The sequence below is a fragment of the Lactobacillus gallinarum DSM 10532 = JCM 2011 genome (genome assembly GCF_001434975.1).
In the GTDB taxonomy this organism is placed as follows: Bacteria; Bacillota; Bacilli; order Lactobacillales; family Lactobacillaceae; genus Lactobacillus; species Lactobacillus gallinarum.
Genome location: NZ_AZEL01000002.1, coordinates 40938 through 58447 on the forward strand (window position 1 = coordinate 40938; position 17510 = coordinate 58447).

14 protein-coding genes and 1 pseudogene are annotated in these 17510 nt (G+C 35.9%); 12 read left to right on the forward strand and 3 right to left on the reverse strand.

Features of this window, described 5'->3' with window-relative positions:
* Positions 1–11 precede the first annotated feature (11 nt).
* Positions 12–1196 (reverse strand): aminotransferase class I/II-fold pyridoxal phosphate-dependent enzyme, encoded by a 1185-nt coding sequence (locus FC37_RS00285; RefSeq protein WP_025005817.1) that lies wholly within the window; start codon positions 1194–1196, stop codon positions 12–14.
* A gap of 446 nt (positions 1197–1642) precedes the next feature.
* Between FC37_RS00285 and coaBC the strand changes: the two genes are divergently transcribed.
* The 4 genes and pseudogenes from coaBC (at position 1643) to FC37_RS00310 (ending at position 6045) form a co-directional block, all read left to right on the forward strand.
* Positions 1643–2839 (forward strand): bifunctional phosphopantothenoylcysteine decarboxylase/phosphopantothenate--cysteine ligase CoaBC, encoded by a 1197-nt coding sequence (coaBC, locus tag FC37_RS00295; RefSeq protein WP_056945428.1) that lies wholly within the window; start codon positions 1643–1645, stop codon positions 2837–2839.
* 476 nt (positions 2840–3315) lie between these two features.
* Positions 3316–4154 (forward strand): annotated as a pseudogene (locus FC37_RS00300) (aldo/keto reductase).
* Positions 4155–4198: 44 nt separating this feature from the next.
* Positions 4199–5011 (forward strand): sugar-phosphatase, encoded by an 813-nt coding sequence (yidA, locus tag FC37_RS00305; RefSeq protein WP_025005819.1) that lies wholly within the window; start codon positions 4199–4201, stop codon positions 5009–5011.
* 68 nt (positions 5012–5079) lie between these two features.
* The gene (locus tag FC37_RS00310; RefSeq protein ID WP_056945429.1) at positions 5080–6045 is read left to right on the forward strand and encodes an NAD(P)-dependent oxidoreductase; all 966 of its coding nucleotides are present in this window, start codon (positions 5080–5082) and stop codon (positions 6043–6045) included.
* Positions 6046–6107: 62 nt separating this feature from the next.
* On the opposite strand, the gene FC37_RS00315 is transcribed toward FC37_RS00310, so the two are convergent.
* A complete protein-coding gene (locus tag FC37_RS00315) occupies positions 6108–7493 on the reverse strand; it encodes an APC family permease (RefSeq protein WP_056945430.1) in 1386 nt (461 codons plus the stop codon).
* Between the two features lie 100 nt (positions 7494–7593).
* Positions 7594–8205 (reverse strand): DedA family protein, encoded by a 612-nt coding sequence (locus FC37_RS00320; protein WP_025005820.1) that lies wholly within the window; start codon positions 8203–8205, stop codon positions 7594–7596.
* A 145-nt stretch (positions 8206–8350) separates the two neighbouring features.
* On the opposite strand from FC37_RS00320, the gene uvrC reads away from it, so the two are divergent.
* From uvrC to FC37_RS00360, 8 genes are all read left to right on the forward strand, one after another.
* Positions 8351–10153 (forward strand): excinuclease ABC subunit UvrC, encoded by a 1803-nt coding sequence (uvrC, locus tag FC37_RS00325; protein WP_025005821.1) that lies wholly within the window; start codon positions 8351–8353, stop codon positions 10151–10153.
* 78 nt (positions 10154–10231) lie between these two features.
* On the forward strand, positions 10232–11536 hold the full coding sequence (gene obgE / locus FC37_RS00330; protein ID WP_025005822.1) for a GTPase ObgE: 1305 nt from the start codon (positions 10232–10234) through the stop codon (positions 11534–11536).
* Between the two features lie 14 nt (positions 11537–11550).
* Entirely contained in the window at positions 11551–13479 is a 1929-nt protein-coding gene (locus FC37_RS00335; RefSeq protein WP_025005823.1) for an acyltransferase family protein, read from the forward strand.
* Between the two features lie 18 nt (positions 13480–13497).
* The gene (gene rnz, locus FC37_RS00340) at positions 13498–14436 is read left to right on the forward strand and encodes a ribonuclease Z (RefSeq protein ID WP_025005824.1); all 939 of its coding nucleotides are present in this window, start codon (positions 13498–13500) and stop codon (positions 14434–14436) included.
* Complete coding sequence (locus FC37_RS00345; RefSeq protein ID WP_025005825.1) at positions 14433–15227, forward strand: SDR family NAD(P)-dependent oxidoreductase; 795 nt, start codon at positions 14433–14435, stop codon at positions 15225–15227. The genes rnz and FC37_RS00345 overlap by 4 nt, the downstream gene beginning before the upstream one ends.
* Positions 15228–15233: 6 nt before the next feature.
* Positions 15234–15485 carry a lipopolysaccharide assembly protein LapA domain-containing protein gene (locus FC37_RS00350; RefSeq protein WP_025005826.1) on the forward strand — a complete coding sequence of 84 codons (252 nt, stop codon included), beginning with the start codon at positions 15234–15236 and terminating at the stop codon, positions 15483–15485.
* 101 nt (positions 15486–15586) lie between these two features.
* Entirely contained in the window at positions 15587–15775 is a 189-nt protein-coding gene (rpmF, locus tag FC37_RS00355) for a 50S ribosomal protein L32 (RefSeq protein ID WP_003547064.1), read from the forward strand.
* A 59-nt stretch (positions 15776–15834) separates the two neighbouring features.
* Positions 15835–17391 (forward strand): bifunctional metallophosphatase/5'-nucleotidase, encoded by a 1557-nt coding sequence (locus FC37_RS00360; RefSeq protein ID WP_056945431.1) that lies wholly within the window; start codon positions 15835–15837, stop codon positions 17389–17391.
* The last annotated feature ends 119 nt before the right edge of the window (positions 17392–17510 follow it).

Sequence of the window (17510 nt, forward strand, 5' to 3'; positions counted from 1 at the left end):
TTAGTATGGATTTATAAGTTATTAACAAAGTCAGTAATTCGACGAAGACTTTCTTGTAATTGCTCAGTTGATGAAGCGTAGGAAAGTCGAACGTATCCCTCGCCACCTTTACCAAAGTAACGGCCAGGGGTAACACCAACTTTTGCTTTTTGAGCTAATTCATATGCAAAGGTTTCATCATCAGTACCATATTTTTCAGGAATCTTGGCAAAGATGTAAAATGCACCCTGTGGAGTGGCCATTTCAAAGCCTAACTTCTCCAAACCAGTTTGCATAAATTGCAAGCGACTTTCATAAATCTTGCGTGATTGAATTGGATTATCTTGGCCATTATTTAAAGCTTCTACAGCAGCCATTTGAACATTGTCTGTTACTGAGGTTACTAAAAAGGCATTGATTTTGCGAATGCTTTGCATGATTTGCTTTGGACCAGCAATATAACCTAAACGCCAACCAGTCATTGCATATGCCTTAGATAAACCTGAAATAAGGATGTTGTGCTCAGGAATATATTCTGAAAGTGAATGGTGTTCTGCATTGCCGTAAACTAATTCAGCGTAGATTTCATCAGTGACAGAGAAGATCTTATATTCTTTAATAACTTCAGCTAAAGCCTTCAATGTCTCTGCTGGGTAAACACGGCCGGTTGGATTAGATGGATCAGTTAAGATGATTGCTTTTGCGCCTTTACCACGACCCTCTAAAACATGACGCAAATGTTCAGGGGTTAAAATAAAGCCATCTTTCTTAGTATCAATCTGAACAGGGATTGCACCAGTCATCTTAATTAATTGGAAATATAATGCCCATACAGGAGTAGGTACTAAAATCTTATCACCAGGATTTAACAAGGTCATAAATACATCGTTTAAAGCACCAGTAGCTCCGACAGTAACGCAAATTTCGCTTTTTGGATCATAATGAACACCGATTGAACGGTCAAGATAGTTGCTGATGGCGTCAAGAAGTTCCGGCTTTCCGGCTTGAGGAGCATAGTGCGAATCATCAGCTTGAATATCAGCGATGGCCGCTTGCTTAACATGTTCAGGCGTAGCAAGGTCAGGCTCACCGATAGTTAATTTGATAATACTAGGGATACCTGAAACCTTTTGATCAAATGCCCGAATTTTTGAAGCAGATAAATTATTAAGTCTTTTGTTAATAATTGAATTTAAATCATTAGATAAATTTGGCATATATGAAGTTCCTTTCTGTATTACTTAAATTTTATAGGACCAATTTATATATGACAACCTTTTTATATGCAAATTAAAAAAGAAATGAACCTAGTCATTTCTTTGAATGCTCCAAAATTTGGTTTGGATTAATATAGATCGTTTTTTTGGTAGATAAATCTTTTAATCTTAATGGTGAATAAGGAATCATTTTGCTAATTTGAGGCTTTTTAAGAAAAATCGGTTCGTCAACTACTTTAATTGTTTTAACTTTGGGATATGAAGTTGCTTGTTTATTAAAACTACAGGATGAAAGGGTAATCAATAATAGACAAGAAACTATTATCTTTGCTATGAATCTCACTTTTTTATTTTATCCTCCAAAATCTAACCCCTATAAATTATTCTACTATTTTCTGGAATGAGATAAAATGAAAACGAATGATTTTAGAAGAGGAACAAAAGAAATGACACGAATAACAGTTTATTTAACAGGCGGAATTGCGGCTTATAAAGCTGTTCAAGTCGTTCGTAATTTAGAAAAACAAGGGCATGATGTTTGGGTAGTGATGACCAAAAATGCAGAGCATTTTGTAACGACTAATACTTTGGCAGCTTTAACAAAATATCCGGTTTTAGATGATTTATGGGAAAAAGAAAATGAGGCTAGCATCCCTCATGTGCACTTAGCGCGTTGGAGTCAATTAGCTTTGGTTGTCCCTGCAACAGCAAACTTTATCAGTAAAATGGCTAATGGAATTGCAGATGATGCAGCTAGTACAACTATTTTGGCAACAAAAGCACCTAAATTAGTTGTGCCTGCTATGAATGATCAAATGTGGAATAATCCTGCAACCAAGCGCAATGTATCACTTTTAAAAAGAGATGGCGTTCATGTAATGGAACCAGCCACAGGGATGCTTGCTGAAGGTTATGTTGCTAAAGGCAGAATGCCTGAACCTGAAGAAATTACAGCTTGGGTAGAGAATATCTTGAATCAAAATAAGATCCTGAAAAATAAAACAGTCATAGTAACAGCTGGTGGAACACAAGAGGCAATCGATCCAGTTCGTTTTATTGGCAATCGTTCAAGTGGAAAAATGGGGATTGCTATAGCCCAAGAAGCAGCAGATGCTGGTGCACAAGTAAAGTTGATTTATGGCAATGTTTCAGTTGAACTACCTAAGGCAGGCAATATTGAATTGATTCATGCAGCAAGTAGTGAAGAGATGTTAACTGCAGTGAAGAGAGAATTTGAGCAGGGGGATGCTTTGGTTATGGCTGCAGCGGTAGCAGATTGGCGAATGGCAAAGGTGGCCGACCATAAATTAAAGAAAGATCCTGAGCAAAATACTTTATCTTTAACTCTAGTAAAAACTAAGGATATTTTGCGTGAAGTCGCGCGTCATAAAAAGGCAAATCAAGTAGTAGTTGGCTTTGCAGCGGAAACGAATGATTTACTTAAAAACGCACAAAAGAAATTAATGAGTAAGGGTGCAGATATGATTGTAGCCAATGATGTTTCGAAGAATGTTTTTGGTAATGATCAAGACCAAGTCGTTATTTTAGAGCAAAACAATACAAGGATAGATAAATGGCCATTGATGTCTAAGCAGGCAATTGCGAAGGGTTTAATAAAAAAGATCGCCGATAAGCTCAAATAATATTCATATACACATTATTTTGAAGGATAATGTAACACTTTTGTAAAATAACGCATGAAATTATGCGCAAGTGCTTTAGATGCCTACTTTTTAGCTGGTAAAAATAACATCTCAAAAATAACATCTTAATTTACTAGATTGTTTAAATATTTAAAAATAGTATTATAAGTTGTGGGAATTAAGAGACTGAAGAGAAAGAGTTGATGAAACGTAAATCAGCTCTTTCTTTTTTTATAACTATATTTGTATATTATATATACTTTAGCTAAGCAAATAATAAAGCTATAATAGTTGCTTTATATCAATGCTTAAGCTGAAGAAAAAGATGTTGAAACCCATACGAAAAAATAAATATATGTATAGGATTTGATTATACTTTGATGTATGCTAAATATAGCATGGAAGTAAAAAGCTATTCATGGATTGATTTTTGAAAAGTAGAGACATCTAAAACAAAGGTATAGAGGTGTGAAAGTGTGAAATTTGGAAAGACTTTGACGCTTAATAACGGAGTAGAAATTCCTCAAATTCAATTGGGAACTTGGTTAATCAATAATGATGATGTTAGAAAAACAGTACGCCAGGCAATTGATGTTGGCTACCGTGCCTTTGATACTGCCAAGGACTACGGCAATGAAAGGGGAGTCGGTAAAGGTATTTGGAACTCCGATATTGAACGTAGTGATATATTTTTAACAACTAAGTTGCCAACTGCGGTTAAAGACTATGAAGGTACTAAGGAAGCGATAGACGAAGCCTTAGACCGTTTTGGCTTGAAGTATATTGATTTATTGCTTATTCATTCACCGCAAAACCTTGGATTGAAGTAAATCGAACCAACGACCGCCATTTTGAAGGAAATCTAGAAAATTGGCGTGCAATGGAGGAAGCTGTAAAAGCAGGTAAGGTTAGATCAATTGGCATATCTAATTTTTTGCAAGAAGACGTGGCAAACATTGTCAATAATGGCACGATAGAGCCTGTAGTTAATCAAATTGAGGTCCATATTAATAAGGTACCAATGGATTTGATGAAATATTGCAATGATTTGGATATTAAAATTGAAGCTTATTCACCATTAGCACATGGACGATTACTTAAAGATCCGAAAATAAATAAATATGCAAAGAAATATAATGTAAGTCCGGCTCAATTAATGTTAGCCTTTGATTTACAGCTTGGATGCATTGTATTGCCAAAGAGCGATAATGTTGCGGAAATGAAAGAAAATTTGAATATCAATTTTCAAATTAGTGATGAGGATATGAAAAAATTGGTCAAGCTCAAGGAGAATGACCAAAATGTAGCTGTTTAATAAGTATCGCGATAAGCGATACTTATTTATTTTAAGAAAGAAAAATGAATGAAATAAAATTAATAGCAATCGATATTGATGGGACCTTAGTTAATTCTAAAAAAGAAATAACGCCAGCAGTTAAAAAAGCCGTTTTGGCTGCTAGAGATGAAGGTAAACAAATAGTTATTTGTACAGGTCGTCCTCTATCTGGTGCACAGCGGTATTTAGATGAACTAGGCTTAAATAAGCAAGATAATGAGTATGTGGTCAGTTTTAATGGGGCAGTAGTTGAATCAACCAATGGTCAGGTTATTTTCAAACAAGGCTTGAAATATGATGATTATATTGATCTTGAAGCAATTGCACGTAAATTGAACTTGCATTTTCACAGCGTAAGCCTAGATCGAATTTACACAGCTAATCGAGATTTAGGACATTATACAATTTATAATTCGCGTGTAGTTAAATTAGAAGTGTCTTATCGAACTCAAGAAGAGATGCGCCACATTCCACTTATTAAATGTATGTATATTGATGATCCAGATTACTTAGATAGTAAAATTACGAGTCCATTATTTCAAAAGATGAAGGATCGGGTAGTTTTTTCTAAAACTGAGCCATTTTATTATGAAGCGACTGCAGCCGGAGTTGATAAGGGGGCTGGACTAAGAAGACTGTGCGATTATTTGAAAATCGCTCCCAAAAATGTTATGGCTTTAGGTGATCAGGCAAATGATGCACCCATGCTAGAATATGCTGGTGTCGGAGTGGCAATGGGCAATGCAGTTGATTATACTAAAGAGCATGCCGATGCCGTAACCGCTGATTGTGATCATGATGGCGTAGCTCTTGCAATTAATAAATTTGCAAAATAGATGTTAATTTAAACAAATTAGTAGTATCTTGACTTAAGAAAAGAATACTTAAATAGAAGTTAATAAAGATGAGTAAAGCAAAAATTTTAGTTTTAGGTGGCTTAAGAGACGACGCCTTGACAGACTTAAAAGAAGTATGTGATATAACTATTGGACCTGTAGGTCATCGTCCAGATGATGATCGCCAATGGTTTTTAGATCATATCGCCGAATATGATGGTGTAATTGTTGCTAAGATGATTTTTGATAAGCAAATGATCGACGCAGCCAAGAATTTAAAAATAATTTCAACATATGGTGTTGGCTTTGATCATGTAGATACGGAATATGCAAAGGAAAACGAAATTGTAGTTTCAAATTGTCCTGAAAGTGTTCTGCGTCCAACTGCTGAATTAGCTCTAACAATGATTTTAGCTTCTGCACGTCGAATTCGTTACTATGATCATACTTTACGTGAAGGCGTATTTTTAAATGCTGATGAATATGATAATCAAGGCTATTCAATCGAAGGCAAAACCTTGGGAATTTTAGGCATGGGTAGAATCGGTCAGCAAGTTGCTCGTTTTGCTAAGGCATTGGGGATGAAGGTTATCTATCATAATCGTCATCAACTTGATGAAAAAATTGAAGCGGAACTTGATGCTAAGTATGTTGACTTTGATGAATTAATTAAGAATGCTGATTTCTTAAGTTTACATGCTCCTGCAACCGATGAAACTTACCACATTATTAATGCCGATGTGTTTAAACAAATGAAGGACACTGCATTTTTAATCAATGTAGCTCGCGGTTCTTTAGTTGATAGTGACGCTTTGATTTCTGCTTTAAAGAATGATGAAATTGCTGGTGCAGCATTAGATGTCTTTGAAAATGAGCCACATCCTAGACAAGAATTAGTGGAGATGGACAATGTAATTATGACTCCACATGTTGGTTCAGCTACTCATGTTGCTAGATTTAATTTATCTAAAGAAGCAGCCAATAATGTTTTATCCTTCTTTAAGGATGGCAAAGCCATCAATCAAATTAATTAAAGACAATATAAAAAACAGCAATTTTGAAATTGCTGTTTTTATTTTACATAATTTTGGGTATGTTAGTCGTGATCGAGTTGGCTGTGATGGTAGCCGTAGACAAAGTAAATAACAGTTCCAATTACTAGCCAAATGACAGCCATTAGATATACTTCAGAACTTAAATGACAAATCATAAAGATACAGATTAAACTAGAAATAATAGGTAAGTATGGATAACCTGGAACTTTGAAGCCATCGTTGGTAATATCTGTTCTTTTTCTTAGTTTTAAAATACCGAAAGATACTAACGTAAAGGCAAAAAGAGTACCGAAGTTAACCAAGTTAGCTAATTGATCTACTGAGAAGAATGCTGCACCAAGAGCAATAATAATAGTTACTACTACTAATGCGTTTTGAGGAGAATTGTGTTTTTTGTCTAACTTGCTGAAAGTAGTTGGAAGCAGGCCATCTCTAGCCATGGCATAAATTAAACGAGAACTTGAATAAATCATAGTCAACATCATAGTAGCCATTCCGAGCATTGCCCCAAATGACAGCAATTCTGCCACCCAATTTTGGTGAACGTATTGTAAAGCAAAAGCAACAGGGTTAGAAACGTTTAATTTGGTATAGTTAACCATTCCTGTTAAGACAATTGATACGCCAAAGTATAGCAGAGCTGCAATTGCTAAAGTACCAATAATTCCTAGTGGCATGTTTTTCTTAGGATTTTTAACTTCGGCAGCGGAAGAAGAAACTACATCGAATCCAAGAAAGGCAAAGAAAACCGTGGTTGCTCCCTTGATTACGCCTGAAAAATGATATGGCAAAAATGGATGATAATTTGCTGGTTTAATAAAGTGTAAGCCGGCAAAGATGAAAATTAAGATAATAGCAATTTTGATAAATACTGCTACGATATTGATCTTAATTGAATTTTTCATTCCTCGAGAAAGCAAAATACTGATCAAGAGAATGATTAAAACGGACACTAGGTCAAAATAAACACCATGACTTAGATCCATTGGCCCTGAAACGGCATGGGGAATTTTGAGGCCGAATGGACTAATAAAAGAGCTGAAATAAGAGGACCAACCAGCGGCTACTGTAGCTACAGAGAGCATGTATTCAAGAATTAAAGCCCAACCGATAATCCAGCCGGCAAATTCACCGTACACAATATTCCCGTATGAATAGGCACTACCAGCAACTGGAATAGCTGAAGCAAATTCGGCGTAACACATCCCTGCAAGCGCACAAACTATAGCAGCTACTACGAATGATAAACTTACACCTGGCCCGGCTAGGGTAGCGGCTACTGTTCCTGGTAAGATGAAAATCCCAGTACCAATTACAGCACCTACCCCGAGGGACATTAAGTCTACTGCATTCATTGTCTTGGCAAATTTAATATCTTTACCTAGATAATTTTGAATGCTTTGTTTTCTGAAAATATTAAATCTCATTACATCATCCCTTAAAATAAAGTTAGATTAATTTTACATTATATTTTTAATTTTTTGAAGAATAAAAAGCCCTATTTTGCAATAAATAGGACTTTTTGTGTTAATTCTTAATTTTTTGTTTGTACCACTTGAATGAAAAGCAGATCATTGTGACCACACTTAAGCCGGCAATGATTAAAGAGTATTCTTCAAAGATAGTAACAATAACTTGCCATTTTTCTCCCATGTATGAACCTAAAGCTACTAAAATTGTATTCCAGACTAAGCTTCCTAAGGTAGTGTAAATTAAGAACTTAGACATTTTTACTTTTGCGGTTCCTGCTGGAATAGAGATTAAGCTTCGTACGACAGGGATGCAGCGTCCGTAGAAAATAGCGCCTGTGCCATACTTATCAAACCAATTAATGGCCTTTTGTACATCTCCTCTTTTAAAGCCAAGCATTTTGAACGCTTTGTGATCTATGATGCGTTCTAAACGTTCTTCATTTAGGAACCAACCAACACCGTATAAAATTAAGGCTCCAAGTACTGCACCAATAGTAGAGGCAATAATTGTTCCCACAACTGTCATTTGTGAGTGGTGTGTAGCAAAGCCAGCGAAAGAAAGAATTACTTCGGAAGGAATTGGCGGAAAAACGTTTTCGATAGCAATTAGAAAACTGATGGCCATGTAGCCAAATTGGTTGATTAAGTCAAAAACAAAATTAGTCATCATGTATCCTCTATATTTCTATATCAATGTACATTTAATTTAGCAAATTTTGATATAAATAGCTATGGCTTGTGAGCAAAGTTAATATCTTCTTAAAAAAGCTGTGGTACACTATTACATACGAATTTTTGTTAGGATGAGAATAATGGCAACACAATTAATTGAAAATAAATTAAAACTTTTGCCAGAGAAACCGGGCTGTTATTTGATGAAAGATATTAATGGTACGGTTATTTATGTTGGCAAATCTAAAAATCTAAAAAATAGAGTACGTTCTTATTTTAAAAGCAAACAAGTAGGACGAAGGGCAGAACTTGTTCGTGAAATTAGAGATTATGACATCATTACTGTTTCTACAGACAAAGAAGCCTTTTTATTAGAAATTACTTTAATCAAGAAATACCAACCATATTACAATGTGCAATTAAAGCAAGGGACAGGCTATCCGTATATTGAAATTACACGGGAACATGATCCTCAGACACGTTTAACAAGTATTGTACGTAAAGATGGTGGCTACTATTTTGGGCCTTATCCCAATGTCTATGCTGCACAGGCTACCTTGAAGTTTATTCAAAAAGTTTTTCCATTAAGACGCTGTCATGGTTATCAAGGACGCCCATGTCTTTATTATCATATGGGGCAATGCTTAGGTGCTTGCTTTAAAAAGGTTCCTCAAAAGGAGTACGATGAGCAGATTAAAAAGATCAAACGTTTTTTGAATGGAGATATCGGTGCAGTTAAGCAAGATTTAACTCAAAAAATGGAGCAGGCTTCTGAACAGCTTGAATTTGAAAGAGCTGCGGAGATACGTGATCAGTTAAAATATATTGAAGAAACTGTTGAAAAGCAGAAAATTATTTCTAATGATAATACTCAACGTGATATTTTTAACTATTATGTTGATAAATCATGGATTTCTATTCAGATTTTCTTCTTGCGTCAGGCCAAATTATTGCGGCGTGAGACACGCATGTTTCCATTGACTGACACCACTGATCCAGAAGACGCCTTTACTTCTTTTATTGTGCAATTTTATGGTCAAAAAAACCGTGTTCTTCCTAAAGAAGTATTGATTCCAGCAGGATTTGATAATGCTACTTTAGCAGAGGTTTTAACAGTACCGGTTAGAACTCCTCAGCGTGGTCAAAAGAAGTCCTTGCTTGATATGGCTAAAGACAATGCTAAGTTGAAGTTAGACGATAAGTTTAGATTATTAGAACTAGGCAACCGTAAGACCAAAGGTGCCCAAAAAGAAATCTTCGATGCACTAGGCTTGCCATATGGCCACATTATTGAAAGTTTTGACCACTCGCACATTCAAGGAGCAGATCCAGTTTCTGCTTTAGTAGTATTCAAAGATGGAGAACCTGATAAAACGGCTTACCGTAAATATAAGTTAAAAGGCGAAGTTGAACATCAAAACGGAGGCGATGAAGTTCGCAATACCCGTGAAGTTGTTCGCCGTCGATATGGTCGTTTATTGCGCGAACATAAGAAGATGCCAGATTTGATTTTGATGGACGGTGGTCAAATTCAGGTTGATGCTTGTGAGGATGTTTTGCGTAATGAGCTTAATTTAAATATTCCGGTAGCGGGTATGGTAAAGGATGACAAACACCGGACTAACCATTTGCTGTTTGGTGATCCGATTAACGGCGTGCCATTAAAACTAATACCGTTGAATCCAAAATCTGAAGGCTTTTATTTAATGACTCGAATTCAGGATGAAGTTCACCGTTTTGCCATCACTTTTCACCGTAGAAGACATGCTAAAAATGCTTTATCTAGCCGGTTAGATTCAATTAAGGGAATTGGACCCAAGAGCCGGAATAAGTTATTGCGCAAGTTTGGTTCCTTGAAGAAAATTAAAGAAGCATCAGTGGATGATTTGCGTGCAGCAGGGTTGACATTACCCCAAGCACAAACTGTAAAATTAATGTTGTAAAACCCAGAATTCGCGCTGTTGAGCGTATTTGTGTGGTATAGTATAAAAGTTAGATTGAGACGGAAGGAAGAGATAAACATGCCTACATTTGTTGATCAGACTAAAATTGAAGTCCAAGCCGGAAAAGGCGGCGATGGCATGGTGGCTTTCCGCCATGAAAAATATGTTCCAAATGGCGGACCAGCAGGCGGTGATGGCGGCCGCGGCGGCAGCATTATTTTTGTTGCAGATAGTGGTTTGCGTACTTTAATGGATTTCCGTTACCGACGCAAGTTTAAAGCCGATAGTGGTGAAAATGGTCGAATAAAATCCCAATATGGTCGTGCAGCTAAGGACCTCTACTTGAAGGTACCTGTGGGGACAACCGTTTATGATTTTAATACTGGTGAATTAATTGGCGACCTAGTTGAAAAGGGCCAAGAGTTAGTAGTAGCAAAAGGCGGCCGCGGTGGCCGTGGTAATATTCACTTTGCTACGAGTGTAAATACCGCTCCTGAAATTGCAGAAAATGGTGAACCTGGTGAAGACAGAGTTTTACGTCTTGAGTTAAAGCTCTTGGCTGATGTTGGTTTAGTAGGATTCCCATCAGTGGGTAAATCTACTTTATTGTCAGTAACCACTAAGGCTAAGCCAAAGATTGCAGCCTACCAATTTACTACTTTAACTCCTAACTTGGGAATGGTAATTCTACCAGATGGTCGTGACTTTTCAATGGCCGATTTGCCAGGTTTAATTGAAGGAGCTAGCCAAGGCGTAGGACTTGGTATTCAATTTTTGCGTCACGTTGAAAGAACTAAGGTAATTTTGCACTTAGTGTCAATGGACCCTAATAATGGTCGTGAAGCAATTGAAGACTATCACACCATCAAAAACGAGCTGAAAAATTACGAAACAGATTTATCCAAAAAACGAGAACTAATTGTTGCCTCTCAAATGGATATTCCTGGTGCGGAAGAAAAGCTTGCCGCATTTAAGAAGGCGTTAAAAGAAGAGGAAAACAATGAACCTGTTTATGAAATTTCCAGTGTAACTCATAAAGGTGTCAATAAGCTTATGAATGATACTGCAACGCTTGTTGAAGAAGTAGAAAAAGAGCGTGCAGAAGAAGAGCCTAAGGTTGTACAAAAGACCAAGGAATACAAGTATCAGGCACCACAAAAGAATGAATTTACTATTGAAAAAGTTGGAGAACACGAATTTGTTGTTAAGGGCGAACAGTTAGAAAGATTAGTTCAAATGACTAACTTGGATCACCAAGACGGAATTATGCGCTTAGCAAGACGTCTTAAGAGATTAGGCGTTGATGATGCATTGCGTGAAAAGGGAGCAGTTAATGGTGACGATGTCGCCATCGGCAAATTTGTCTTTGAATTCGTGCAATAAGGGTAGAAATGAATATGAGAAGAAATCGGTTTATTACAGGATATTCTGGACTTAGAACATTAGCAGTTATAGGGGTAATACTTTATCACTTTGATCCTAATTCTTTTATCGGCGGGTATCTAGGAGTGCCGATTTTTTTCGTTTTGTCAGGCTATTTAGTGACCGATCATATGCTTAATTCATATGATCAAACTGGTTCTTATAACAATCGCCATTTTTATTTGAATAGAATTAAGAGACTTTATCCGCAATTAATTGCAGTATTATGGATAAGCGCAACATATATTTTTCTTTTTCAAAGGAATTTATTAGCTAAACTAAATCAAATTGTTTTTGCTAATTTGCTAAATGTCTTTAATTTTTGGCAAATAAATAATGGTCAAAGCTATTTTGAACGTTTTGCCAATAATGAATCGCCGTTTACGAACTTGTGGACGATGTCCATCGAAGGACAATTTTATATAATATGGCCGTTAGTCATCTTTTTGTTAGTCAAATTAGTTAAAAAGAAGAAACGAATTTTTTACTTCTTATTAGCGCTATCTTTTTTGTCAGCATTAGAAATGGCAATATTATATTTAACTAAAACTGACATTAATCGAATTTATTACGGAACAGATACTCGATTTTTCTCATTAGGATTGGGAGCCGCTTTAGCTGTTATTTGGCCAGTAGAGGTGTTAAATCCAGAAGTGCCAAAGCAAGATAGAATCATATTAGACTTAGTAGGTCTTGTTTCCTTTATTTTGCTTTTGGTAATGTATTTTGCTAAGGCGATGAATCCACAACAAGCATTTGCATATTGTGGTGGGATGCTGCTATTTTCATTGATTGTGTGCATTTTTGCTGGAGTAATTGCACATCCAAGCAGTCATTGGAATCAAATTATGACTAATAAGCTTTTTGATTGGATCGGTTCAAGAAGTTATGGCATTTATCTTTATCAATTCCCAGTAATGATTTTCTTTGAATCTAAAATTAATAACCTGGGCGATCATCCCGTCATGTATCGAATCATTGAATTGATTTTAATTTTAACTATTAGTGAAATAACATACCGTTTAATCGAGCGGCCAATGAGTAAGATTACTTGGAAGAAGACCAAACAATATTTTGCTCATGTTTTCGATATGCAAGCTAGAAATTATGTGAAGAAAGGTCAAGCCGTATTAGCCGCATTTGTGATAATATTTGGCAGCATTGCTATTGCGATTTCTCTTCATGTTAAAGCAGAAGATTTTAATAAAAGTCAGTTAGCGCAAAGAATAAATCGTAACGCTAAAAAACAAAAGTCAGATAATGCTAAATTAATTGAAAAGTTAAAAAAGCAGAAAAAGCAGAAAAAACAAAAAGAAAATGAATCAAAAATTATAAAAGAAGCGGCTGAGAAAGCAAAAAGTAATCCAGTTAATCAATCATATGTTAAATATGGTATTTCTCAACTTGATTTGGAATTAGCACAAAAAATTCAGGTAACTGCGATCGGGGATTCCGTCATGGCAGGATCAAGCAATGATCTTAAGCAGCTAATGCCTAAAGCTTTGATTGACGCCGCAGTATCTCGTCAATTAAATGTGGCCTTTGGTTTGTTAGATAGTTATAAGAGACAGGGTGTCTTAGCCGACAACGTGCTGATTGGCTTAGGTACGAATGGCCCATTTTCAATGGATGATTTAAATAGGATTATGCAAGAAGTTGGACCTAAACGAAAAGTATTTTGGATCAATGTTCATGTACCAACTCGTGATTGGCAAAGACCAGTAAATGATTTGCTAAAGCAAGGTGCAAAACGATATCATAATCTTATAGTCATTGACTGGTATTCATATTCAAAGAATCATCCTAAATGGTTTTATGATGACCATACTCATCCGAATATTAAGGGTTCTAAATATTACAGTACCTTTATCACTAAGACAATTATTAAGCATTCAAAGTTTTAAGTTTAGAATAGGATTTTCATGGAATTACAATTTTTGGGCACTGGAGCAGGACAGCCGTCTAAACAGCGTAATGTTTCAAGTGTCGCGCTTAAGTTATTAGATGAATTAAATGAAATTTGGCTATTTGATGTTGGGGAGGCTACTCAACATCAAATTTTGAGAACAAATATTAGATTAAGAAAAGTTACGAAAATTTTTATTTCGCATAATCATGGTGATCATATTTTTGGCTTACCAGGACTTCTTTCAACTCGATCGTTTCAAGGGGATGTAGGTCCATTAACTATTTATGGTCCTGCTGGTATTGAACAATTTGTTAAAATTTCATTGAAAGTATCAAGAACTAAAGTATCGTATCCAATTAAATTTGTGGAATTATCTAAACCAGGTTTAATTTGTCAGGATAAGGGATTTCGTGTTTATACTGATCGATTAGATCACAGAATACCTAGTTTTGGATTTAGAGTAGTGGAAGATTCTCACCCTGGTGAACTTTTAATTGATAAACTAGCAAAGTATAATATTCCTAACGGCCCACTTCTGGGTAAATTAAAACGAGGTGAGCAAGTTACTTTAGCTGATGGAACGGTGCTAAATGGCAAGGACTTTTTAGGTGCTGAAAAGCCAGGTAGAATTGTCACCATTATTTACGATACTCGGTCTACACCAAGTATTGCTCGTTTGGCAAAGGATGCTGATGTTTTAGTTCATGAGTCAACTTTTGCCGGGAATGAAGCTAAGCTGGCTCATAGTTATTACCATTCAACTTCTGTTCAAGCAGCTAAAATTGCTAAAGAGGAAAATGTTAAGAAGCTATGCTTGAGTCATATTTCTGCTCGTTATATGGGTAGCAAGGCCAAAAAACTTGAGAGTCAAGCTAAGAAGGTTTTCCCGAATACAATATTAGTTAATGATTTTGATCAAGTTAATATTCCAATGAAAGGTTCAGAAGAATGAAAGATTCATTAAGAAATAAAGTTGTTATTGTTACTGGTGCTTCAAGCGGTATTGGTCGTTCAATTGTTCTTGAAAGTGCTGGCCGCGGTGCTACCGTCATTTTGATTGCTAGAAGAAAAGAACGTCTGGACGAAATTGCGGCAGAAGCTAGAGAATTATCTGGTGCAGAAGCTTACGTTTTCCCGACAGATATGGGCAAGCCTGATGATATTGAAAAGGCTTTTGATGAAATCACCAAGCAAGTTAAGCATATTGATTTCTTAGTTAACTGTGCAGGCTTTGGTAAGTTCGAAGAATTTATGGAACAAAAGATGCAAGATGTAACCAACATATTCCAAGTAAATGTTTTAGGTTTGATGTACTTCACTAGATTGGTCGGTCGCGTCATGATGGAACAAGAGACCGGTCAAATCATTAACTTCGGTTCAATTACTGGTAAAGTTCCAACTACTAAGTCAGCTGCTTACAGCGCTTCTAAGGCTGCAGTTATTCAATTCTCAAATGTACTGCGTCTAGAACTTAAGCCATTCGGTGTTAAAGTGATGACAGTTAACCCAGGTCCTGTTTACACTAACTTCTTTAACATTGCTGATAAGACAGGCAACTATGTGGAAAATGTACAAGAGTTTATGCTTGATCCAGATGATGTAGCTTGGCAAGTTGTCCATTTCTTTGGCAGCGATAAGCGTGAACTTAATTTGCCATTAAGCTTGGCTGTATTGGCAAAACTTTACAACTTATTCCCAGCACTTGGTGATAAGCTTTCTTTAAAATTTGCTTCTAGAAAGTAATTGGAAATGGAAAAAGAGAAGAATCTAATTATAGGCTCAATTATCGCTTTAATTGCGGTAATTTTCGTCGTTCTAAATACCGCACCAGTAGCAATTAATTTTGGCTTTTTTAAAGTTAGATTGCCATTAATCGTTATTTTGGTAGTGATGGTAATTATTGGGATGATTATTGCTTGGTTTTTCGGCCGTGATAAAAAAGAGAAAGATAAGCAATATTTCGGTTCAATTTTAAATAAAAACAAGAAGAACCAAGAATAGATCTTGATTTATTCTTAATTGAATAGTATGATTGAATCACGTGAGTAATTCAGGGTTAATTAATCCTGAAGCTTAAGACTACAATAAAGGAGATCAATTAAATGGCAGTTCCTGCAAGACATACTTCTAAACAAAAGAAACGTTCACGTCGTGGTCATATTAAGTTGAGTGTTCCAGCAATGCACTATGATGCAACTACTGGTGAATACCGCTTAAGCCACCGTGTTTCACCAAAGGGTTATTACAAGGGTCGTCAAGTTGTAAATAACAACGATAACGGCAATAACTAATTAAAAGGCACCTGGAATGATGGTGTCTTTTTTTATGCCTAAGAAAAGGAAACAGAAAGATGAAATTAGTATTTTTACACTCTAGTGATACTCATGGCTTTTTACTGCCAACAGATTATCAAAATAAAACTGATTATAATGCACCTTTTAGTTTAAGCAGAGTTAGTTCAGTGATTAAAGCTGAAAAGAAAAAGTATGGTGATAATAATGTTGTTGTCACTGATGCTGGTGATTGCCTTCAAGGTTCTCCACTTGCTTCATATGCTCATTCTACTGGTGATTATAGTGATTTACGCAAATTTACTGAAGCATATAATGCAGTAGGGTATGATGCACGTTGTTTGGGTAATCATGATTTTAATTTTGGATTAGATTATTTAAGCTATTACGTTGATAATAATAAGGCTCCAATTATTAATGACAATGTTTTAGATGCTGAAACTAAGGTGCCGTTTTTTGGTCGTGAATATATCATCATTAAGAGAAACGGCTTAAAGATTGGTATTTTAGGTATTACCACTCAATATATTCCTCATTGGGAACCTAAAGAAAATGTGGCTGGTCTAGAATTTGCATCCGCATATGAAAAGATTAAGCATTATGCCAAAATTTTACGGTCACAAGTAGATATTTTAGCTGTAATGTACCACGGTGGATTTGAAAGTGATCCAGAAACTGGCGAAGCTACTGAGCCACATCGTGGTGAAAATGAAGGCTATAAGATTTTAACTGAAATTCCTGAAGTAGATGTCTTTTTAACTGGTCACCAACACCGTCGTTTGAATGTAGTTACTAAAAATACTGCAATTGTTCAACCAGGTTATCGCGGAGAAGCAGTTGCGGAAGTAATTGTAGATGTTGATGATAACACTAAGAAAATTACCAATATGACTACTAAGTTGATTGATACTAAGGACTATGATCCAGATCCTGCTGTAGTCGAGAAAATTGCCGATTTAGACAAGAGAACTCAAGAATGGTTAGACAAGCCTATAGCCCACTTAAATAAGCCTGCACGGATTGAAAATGCCATGAAAGGCCGCATTGAGGGGGCACCATTCATCAACTTGATTCAACAAATGCAATTATGGTTTACAAAAGCCGATGTCTCTGCCACTGCTGTTATGAGTGAAAATGCTAAAGGTTTTAATGAGACAGTTACTATGCGTGATGTTTTGTTAAACTATCCATATGCTAACCAACTTTGTCGCGTTAAACTGACTGGTAAAGAATTGCGTCATATTATTGAACATAGCGCTGGCTTTTTGAAGAAAGACAAAGATGGCAAGATTGGCTTCATCGATTGCTGGATTAAACCTAAGCCAATGCTTTATCATTTTGATGTCTTTTATCCAGTTGAATATGAAGCTGATTTATCTAAGCCAGAGGGTGAACGTCTGACTAAGCTTACTTTGCATGACAAGCCAATTGAAGACGATAAGATTTATCATTTAGCTGTCAATAATTATCGTGCAATGGGTGGTGGATTCTATCCTGAATACAGTATGGACAAAATCGAAATGACACTTGATAAAGATTATGTTCAAATGTTTAGCGAATACTTAACTCATGGCGATGTACAAGTAGACACCAAGAAAAACTATAAATTCTATTAAGAAGACAAAAAACACGTGAGAACTTTGAAATTCTCACGTGTTTTAATTTTAAAATAATTATTTTGGCTCTATGATAAATCCTGTTGATAGATTTCTATGATATTCTATCAATGGGATTT